The following is a 7,114-nucleotide window of genomic DNA, read 5'->3' as shown; positions in this document are numbered from 1 at the left end:
ATCCCGCGCACGCAGGACGATGCCGTGATCGCTCACCCGCGCCTCGACCCGGCGCTGGACCTCGCGCTCGGCGATGCGGTGGAGCATGTCGGCGTCGGGCGTCGGCGGCGTCGCGCCGAAGAAGCGGTCCTCGGCGGCGAGGTCCCGGAAGTATTCCGCGATCGCCCGCATCGTGTTGAAGGGATCGTCGAACCCCTCCAGCGTGCACGAGAACGTGCCGTAGGAAACCGTCAGGATCTTGCTTGCACCGACCATGGGATGCTCGCCTTCTTTCTATTGCCTGCCCAATGAGGCTGGCTCCGAACTAGTGCGTCACCGTGGACAAAACCGGGTGAATTGAAGGATTTTTTCTGGCCGACATTGTGTTATTGCGCCTTAATCGCCATCAATCCTGCCATGAGAACCGACATTGTCCAATCTTCGTCGCCAGTGACCCTGGTGGGCGCGGGCAGCCTCGCGCGGGGCGCGCTGGCCGCGGCGCTGCAACTGGCGCCCTGCCTTGTAGCCGCCGATGGTGGCGCCAATGTGGCGGTTAGGGCGGGACACGTTCCCCATCGCGTGATCGGCGATCTCGATTCGGTGAATGCCCGCACCCGCGCGGCGGTGCCCGCGGCCCGCTTCCTCCATGTCGCCGAGCAGGAAACCACCGACTTCGAGAAATGCCTGACGCGGATCGAGGCGCCGTTCATCCTCGGGCTCGGTTTCGCCGGGCCGCGCGCCGACCACAGCCTCGCCGCGTGGAACGCGCTCGTGCGTCATCCGGGGCGGCGCTGTGTGATCCTGACGGCGCGCGACGCGGCCTTCGCCGCACCGCGCCGGATCGCGCTCGGCCTCGTCGCCGGCACCGGCGTCTCGCTCTTCCCGATGGCGCCGGTCACGGGGCGGGCGACCGGGCTCGCCTGGCCGATCGCGGGGCTCGACTTCCGCCCGGACGGCCGGATCGGCACCTCGAACCGGGCCGAAGGGCCGGTCGAGATGGCGTTCGCGGCGCCCGGGATGCTGGTGATCCTGCCCCGCGCCGCCCTATCGGCGGCGATCGAGGGGCTCAGGCAGGCAGTTCCGTGGTGAGCCCGCGGGCGCGCGCCGTCACCCGCTCGCGGTGGATGATGTAGAGCCCGGAGGCGACGATGATGCCGATGCCGGCGACCGTCAGCGCGTTCGGCAGGTCGCCGAAGACGAGGTAGCCAAGGACCACGGCCGTGACGATCTCGAGGTAATGGAGCGGTGCGAGCGTCGAGGAGGGGGCGAAGGCGAGCGCATAGGTGATCGCCATGTGGCTGACCGCCGAGGCAAGACCGACGCAGAAGACCCACAGCCAGAAGATGCCTTGCGGCAGGGCGAAGGTGGTCGAGGGTTCGCCGAGCGCGGTGCCGAGCGCGAGGAGCGGCACGCAGATCAGCGCGGCGAGAAGCGCGGTGTGGAACTGCATCGGCACCGGATGGACGCGGGCAGAGAGCGTGCGGGTGACGAGCATGTAGAAGGCGAAGCTGACGGCGGTGCCGAGGGGCAGGAGCGCCACCGCACCGAAGGCGGCGAAGGAGGGCTGGATCACCAAGAGCGAGCCCACGAAACCCACCACGGAGGCGGCGAGCCGCCGCGGGCCAACCTCCTCGCCAAGCGCGAAGCGGCCGATGAGGAGGATCACGAAGGGCTCGACGAAGACGATGGCGAGCGCGTCGGCGATGGGCATGACGCGGAGGGCCGCCACGAAGCAGTAGGTCGAGGCGACGAGGAAGAAGGCGCGCAGGGCGAGAAGGCGGAAGGCGCGCCGGTCGAGGGCGAAGGACAGGCCCATGAGAAGGACCACCGGCGCCATCAGCGCCGCCTGGACGACGCCGCGGCCGAACACGATGACGCCCACGGGCACGCCCGCGCCTGCAAGCTTCGAGGCCACGTCGATCAGCGGCGCGACGATGCAGAAGGCGATCATCAGCGCCACGCCGGGCAGGATGCGGTCGGTCCGGGTCATGCCCCCCGGCTACAGGGAGGGCTGTGCCGCGTCCATTCCGAAAGCGACCCCGTGCGCCCGTGGGTGCCGGTTTTCCGGCGGCGGTGCGGCTCCGATGCCGCGATTTTCCGCGTGATCTCGGATCCCCGGATCAGCAGTTCGGCACGTTCACGGCGAGGCCGCCGAGCGAGGTTTCCTTGTACTTCTCGTGCATGTCGTGGCCGGTCTGGCGCATCGTCTCGATGCAGGCGTCGAGCGGCACGAAGTGCTGACCGTCGCCCCTGAGCGCGAGCGAGGCGGCCGAGACGGCCTTGATCGCGCCGAGCGCGTTCCGCTCGATGCAGGGCACCTGGACGAGGCCCTTCACCGGGTCGCAGGTCATGCCGAGGTGATGTTCGAGCGCGATCTCGGCCGCGTTCTCCACCTGCTCGGGCGTGCCGCCGAGGACGGCGCAGAGCCCGGCCGCGGCCATGGCGGCGGCGCTGCCCATCTCGGCCTGGCACCCGCCCTCGGCGCCCGAGATCGAGGCATTGTGCTTGCACAGGCCCCCAATGGCCGAGGCCGTCAGCAGGAATTCCCCGATCCGCGCGGGCGATGCGCCGGGAACGTGGTCGAGCCAGTAGCGCAGCACCGCCGGCAGCACGCCCGCCGCGCCGTTCGTCGGCGCGGTGACGACCTGGCCGCCCACCGCGTTTTCCTCGTTCACGGCGAGCGCATAGAGGCTGATCCAGTCGTTGATCGTGTGCGGCGGCACGAGGTTCAGGCCGCGTTCGGCAAGCAGCGCCTCGTGGATCGCCTTGGCGCGGCGGCGCACCTTCAGCCCGCCGGGAAGGATGCCCTCGCCCTTCAGCCCGCGCTCGATGCAGCCGTCCATCACCTGCCAGAGCCGCGCAATCCCCGCGTCGATCTCGCCCACGCTGCGGAAATGGCGTTCGTTGGCGCGCTTCATCTCGGCGATGGACTTGCCCGAGGCCGCGGCCATGGCGAGCATCTCGGCCGCCGTCTCGAACGGATAGGGGACGCCGGAGGGGGCCGCGGCCGTCTTGTCCGCCGCCGCAAGCTCGGCCGCTGTCACCACGAAGCCGCCGCCGATGGAGTAATAGGTCTCCTGCAGGATCACGTCGCCCTGGGCGTCGGTCGCCATCAGGATCATGCCGTTGGAATGGCCGGGCAGCCGCTCCCGGTAGTCGAAGACGAGGTCGGTGTCGGGCCGGAAGGCGAGCGTGGGCAGGCCGGGGGGCGTGACGGTTCCGGTCCCGGCGATGGCCGCCAGCGCCGCCTCGGCCTTTTCGTGATCGTAGCTGTCGGGCAGGAAGCCGGCGAGCCCGAGGATCGTCGCGCGGTCGGTCGCGTGGCCCTTGCCGGTGAAGGCGAGCGATCCGTGCAGCGAGGCGCGCAGGCCCGCGGGGTGGAACGGCGAGGCGCGCAGGCTGTCGAGGAAGCGTGCGCCCGCCACCATCGGCCCCATCGTGTGCGAGGAAGAGGGGCCGACGCCCACCTTGAACATGTCGAAGACGGAGAGGAACATCGGTTTCCTTTCAGGTGGCGCTGCCCTCGGGCGGATTGGCGTAGGAGGGTCTGGTGAAGATGGTGGGCCCGAGCCCTTCCGCAAGGGCCGCGGCCAGCGCGGAGCGTCGCGTCTCCATCGCCGCAGCGAGCGCGTGCAGGGCGGGGAAGGCGGCGAGGTCGAACCAGCCCGCGCCGTCCTCGGGATAGAGCGCGAGCCAGCGGATCAGGGGCGCGAGGTAGCAGGTGAGGACCGAGGGCGCGTCGGGGCGGCACCAGGCGGGGCGGCCGGCGGCCATCGCGTCGACGAGCGCGAGGTGGCCGGCGATGCGCGCGCGGGTGGCGGCGGAGAAGGCCGGCAGCGCCGCCTCCGATCCGGCGTAGCGGTCGGCGTAGAAGAGCGTCCGCATGTCGGCGTGCAACGTGTTTGAGGTGAAGAAGAGCCACTTCAGGAAATCGCCGCGCCCCGCCGTGACGGGGGCCGGGGCCAGCATGCCGTGGCGTTCCGATAGCCAGAGAAGGATCGCCCCGGTCTCGAAGAGCGGCCCTTCGGGCGTCTCCAGCGCCGGGATCAGCCCCGCCGGGTTGAGCGAGCGGTAGGCGGGCATGTCCTGCGCGCGCAGGCGCCGGTCCACCAGCCGCGTCTCGTAGGCAAGCCCCATCTCCTCGAGCGCGAGGCGCACGATGAGCGAGGCGTTGTCGGGGGCGTAGTGGAGGATGTACATGCGCGGGTCCTGTTCGCGCCCTTATCGGCCGGACGCGGGCCGGGTGCCGGGCAAAATGCGACACCCCCGGTGAGAAATGCGCGCGGGCGGTCCCAGTCCATGTCTCCCGGTCCGTGGCTGGGCCGATCGCTGCATGGGGTAACGGCAGCGCCAGCGGGAGCCGCCGGTCAGTCCCGGCGCGCGACGGTGACGAAACGGGTCAGGGTCATGAAGAAGCGGCCGGTCCGTGCGAGATCCTCCTGCTCCGCCTGCCAGGCGGCGATTTCCGCCTCGGGCAGGAGCGCGCTCTGCCGGGCGAACGTGGCCATCAGGATGATCATCATCCGCGCCAGGCCGTCGGGGCGCAGTGCCGTGTCGCAGAACGTCAGCGGGATCGACCGCACGGCGCGAAAGCCGGCGTCGCGCATCAGCGCGGGCAGTTTCGCCGGCACCGTCCGGTCGGCGAGATGCCGGTCCCAGGCCCGCATCATGCGCGCCATGCGGCCGGGATCGGCGCTGTGCCATGCCAGCGTGTCGAAGTGCATGTCGCCGATCACCGCCTGCCCGCCCGGACGGAGGACGCGGTGGAGTTCGGCGAGGGGCGGCGCGAGGTCGTCGAGATATTCGAAGACCTGGACCGCCACCGCCTTGTCGAAGCTTGCGCCGTCAAAGGGAAGAGCCTGGGCGGTGCCCTAGTGTATCTCGACCGCCGCCATGCCGCGGCAGCGCTCCTCGGCCGCCTCGCGCATCGCCGCGCTGGGGTCGAGGCCGACCACTCGGCCTCCGGGGCCGACGGCGCGCGCGAGGTCCTGCGTCAGGTGTCCGGGGCCGCAACCGAGGTCGAGAATGCGCTCGCCGGGCCGCGGATCGAGCGCATCGAAGTTCGCCCTCCGGCGCCGGGCGAAATCGGCGCCCAGATAGATATCGTCGAGGAACCGCGTCGCGTCGGCATCGAAGACAAGCATCCCTCGCCCTCCGCCGTCACAGAAATCTATCATAGCACGGCAGCGCAGGATCGGCGACATCCTGACCATTTGCCCCTCGCGCCTCGCCGCCAATCTTTCTATAACCGGGACGGTCCCCGAGACGGAGATGTCGATGCCTGCGAACCTGTCCCCCGTCGAGATGGCGAAATATGTCGCCGCGAAGAAGGCCGTGGAGTTCGTCGAGAGCGGGATGCGCGTCGGGCTCGGCACCGGATCGACGGCCGCCTGGATGGTGCGGCTCCTGGGTGAGCGGGTGCGGCAGGAGGGCCTCCGGATCACCGGCGTGCCGACCTCCGCGCGGACCGCGGCGCTGGCGCGGGCCGAGGGGATCGAGGTCGTGACGCTCGACGAGGCGCGCTGGCTCGACCTCACCATCGACGGGACCGACGAGTTCGATCCCGAGCTCAATCTCATCAAGGGCGGCGGTGGCGCGCTCCTGCAGGAAAAGATCGTCGCCACGGCCTCGGACCAGATGATCGTGATCGCCGATGTCGGCAAGGAGGTCGCCCATCTCGGGGCCTTCCCCCTGCCGATCGAGGTCATCGGCTTCGGCTGGCAGACCTCGAAGGCGCTGATCGGCGAGATGCTCGCCGCGCTCGACGTGCTCGGCCGCGAGATCACGCTGCGCATGGACGGCGACAGGCCCTACACGACCGACGAGGGCAACCGCATCCTCGACCTCCACCTCGGCCGGATCGGCAACCCGCGCCAGCTCGCGCTCGCGCTCAATCAGGTGCCGGGCGTGGTTGAAAACGGGCTTTTCATAGATATCTGTGACCGCGTCATCATCGGCCACGGCGACGGCCGGGTCGAGGTCAGGGACATCACGACCGGCACGGTCGAACGCGGGCGGATCGAGATTGCGGAAACCGGAAACGTCTTCACCGATTTGTGAACGGTCCGTCTTAATCGGCGGGTGGAAAACCGGACTCTTGGAGGGCGGCCCGTGCGGCTCCGGTCTGATACCCTCTTGGGAGCATACCGAACCGCCGGCGTGCATAATTCCCGAGTGTGTCGATCCATTGCTCGACGATGGGCCTGTGAACGTCCAGCAGCCTGTGGCTCCTTTCGTTGAACGCATGCACAATTCCTTTAAGCGTCTCGAAGGGATAATGCTGCGGGTCATCCTGCCGCAGAACTTTTTCGGTAAGCTCGCAGGCTTCCTTGAAGTCGCGAAAGAGATCCGCGCCCTCGCGCAAGGTCGTTGCAGCCCGCAGCATCAGGAATTTCGCTCGCCGATCATCGAGTTGTCGCCTGTCGAATTTCTTGCGCGCCGTGGATTCAAGGTTGCGTGCTTCCGTATAACCTTGTTCGAGTAGATTCTCAGCAGCAAGGAAGTCGCCGGACGAGCATTTCGCCATATGCCATTGGAGCCAGAAAAGTGGCATACGGCGAATCTTCTCGTGCTGTTTGTTATGTTCAAAAAATTGATCGATCTCGCGTCGGTCCGAGACGACCTTCTCCAGAATAGAGAAACGCATTAATTGACTAAAAATGTGTTGTTGGAACGGATTGCGATAGATAGCTGCGAGGTTGTGAAGAAGTGGCCAGATCGTATTCACGATCTCGGCATCGGTGAATAAGTATTTTAGGATGTTCAGTGCACCAATCGACGGCACCGTCTCGATCATTGCGCCATTGCGCCGCACGAGACGGAACTTGTCATTCCCGTGACGTCGGTTAAGCCCGTCGATGATCGCTCCGAAATCCAACTTCATCGCGTCACGGCTCTGTTGCACAAATCGGTTGAGGGGATTCATCTTGTGAATCCAGCGTGATAGCTGGAGGGCATGAGCAGACCGAACACACCGACTTACAAGACCAAGAACTGGCCGACCTACAACGCGGCGCTTAAGCGCCGGGGGTCGCTGACGATCTGGTTCGATCCCGAGATGACTTGGGAGGCTGATCCGACTGGCAAGCGCGGGCGGCAGCCCGTCTACAGCGATCCTGCCATTCAGACCTGCCTG

The 7,114-nt window shown here is 67.8% G+C and carries 7 protein-coding genes and 2 pseudogenes; 3 read left to right on the top strand and 6 right to left on the bottom strand.

Annotated elements, in window-relative coordinates; translation table 11 throughout:
- Positions 1–255, bottom strand: a pseudogene (locus F9K34_RS15915) (hypothetical protein); the annotation flags it as partial.
- A 174-nt stretch (positions 256–429) separates the two neighbouring features.
- Between F9K34_RS15915 and F9K34_RS15910 the strand changes: the two are divergent.
- Positions 430–1,068 (top strand): thiamine diphosphokinase, encoded by a 639-nt coding sequence (locus tag F9K34_RS15910; RefSeq protein ID WP_366557918.1) that lies wholly within the window; start codon positions 430–432, stop codon positions 1,066–1,068.
- Here F9K34_RS15910 and F9K34_RS15905 read toward each other — a convergent pair.
- From F9K34_RS15905 to F9K34_RS15890, 4 genes and pseudogenes are all read right to left on the bottom strand, one after another.
- The gene (locus tag F9K34_RS15905) at positions 1,046–1,969 is read right to left on the bottom strand and encodes a DMT family transporter (RefSeq protein ID WP_291338101.1); all 924 of its coding nucleotides are present in this window, start codon (positions 1,967–1,969) and stop codon (positions 1,046–1,048) included. The two genes, F9K34_RS15910 and F9K34_RS15905, sit on opposite strands and share 23 nt — an antisense overlap.
- Before the next feature lie 130 nt (positions 1,970–2,099).
- A complete protein-coding gene (locus tag F9K34_RS15900; RefSeq protein WP_291338100.1) occupies positions 2,100–3,476 on the bottom strand; it encodes an L-serine ammonia-lyase in 1,377 nt (458 codons plus the stop codon).
- Positions 3,477–3,486: 10 nt separating this feature from the next.
- The gene (locus F9K34_RS15895) at positions 3,487–4,179 is read right to left on the bottom strand and encodes a glutathione S-transferase family protein (protein ID WP_291338099.1); all 693 of its coding nucleotides are present in this window, start codon (positions 4,177–4,179) and stop codon (positions 3,487–3,489) included.
- A 167-nt stretch (positions 4,180–4,346) separates the two neighbouring features.
- Positions 4,347–5,123: pseudogene (locus F9K34_RS15890) on the bottom strand (methyltransferase domain-containing protein).
- Between the two features lie 133 nt (positions 5,124–5,256).
- Here F9K34_RS15890 and rpiA point away from each other — a divergent pair.
- Positions 5,257–6,039 carry a ribose-5-phosphate isomerase RpiA gene (gene rpiA, locus F9K34_RS15885; RefSeq protein WP_291338098.1) on the top strand — a complete coding sequence of 261 codons (783 nt, stop codon included), beginning with the start codon at positions 5,257–5,259 and terminating at the stop codon, positions 6,037–6,039.
- A gap of 10 nt (positions 6,040–6,049) precedes the next feature.
- Here rpiA and F9K34_RS15880 read toward each other — a convergent pair whose 3' ends face one another.
- Positions 6,050–6,904, bottom strand: a complete 855-nt coding sequence (locus tag F9K34_RS15880) for a hypothetical protein (protein ID WP_291338097.1) — start codon at positions 6,902–6,904, stop codon at positions 6,050–6,052.
- Between the two features lie 30 nt (positions 6,905–6,934).
- Between F9K34_RS15880 and F9K34_RS15875 the strand changes: the two genes are divergently transcribed.
- A partial coding sequence (locus tag F9K34_RS15875; RefSeq protein ID WP_291338096.1) for a transposase occupies positions 6,935–7,114 on the top strand: 180 nt, incomplete at its 3' end.

It is taken from the genome of Albidovulum sp. (assembly GCF_008933605.1).
Taxonomy (GTDB): Bacteria; Pseudomonadota; Alphaproteobacteria; order Rhodobacterales; family Rhodobacteraceae; genus Albidovulum.
Note: the sequence above shows the minus strand (reverse complement) of the source record. Positions and strands in the feature narration are given on the sequence as shown.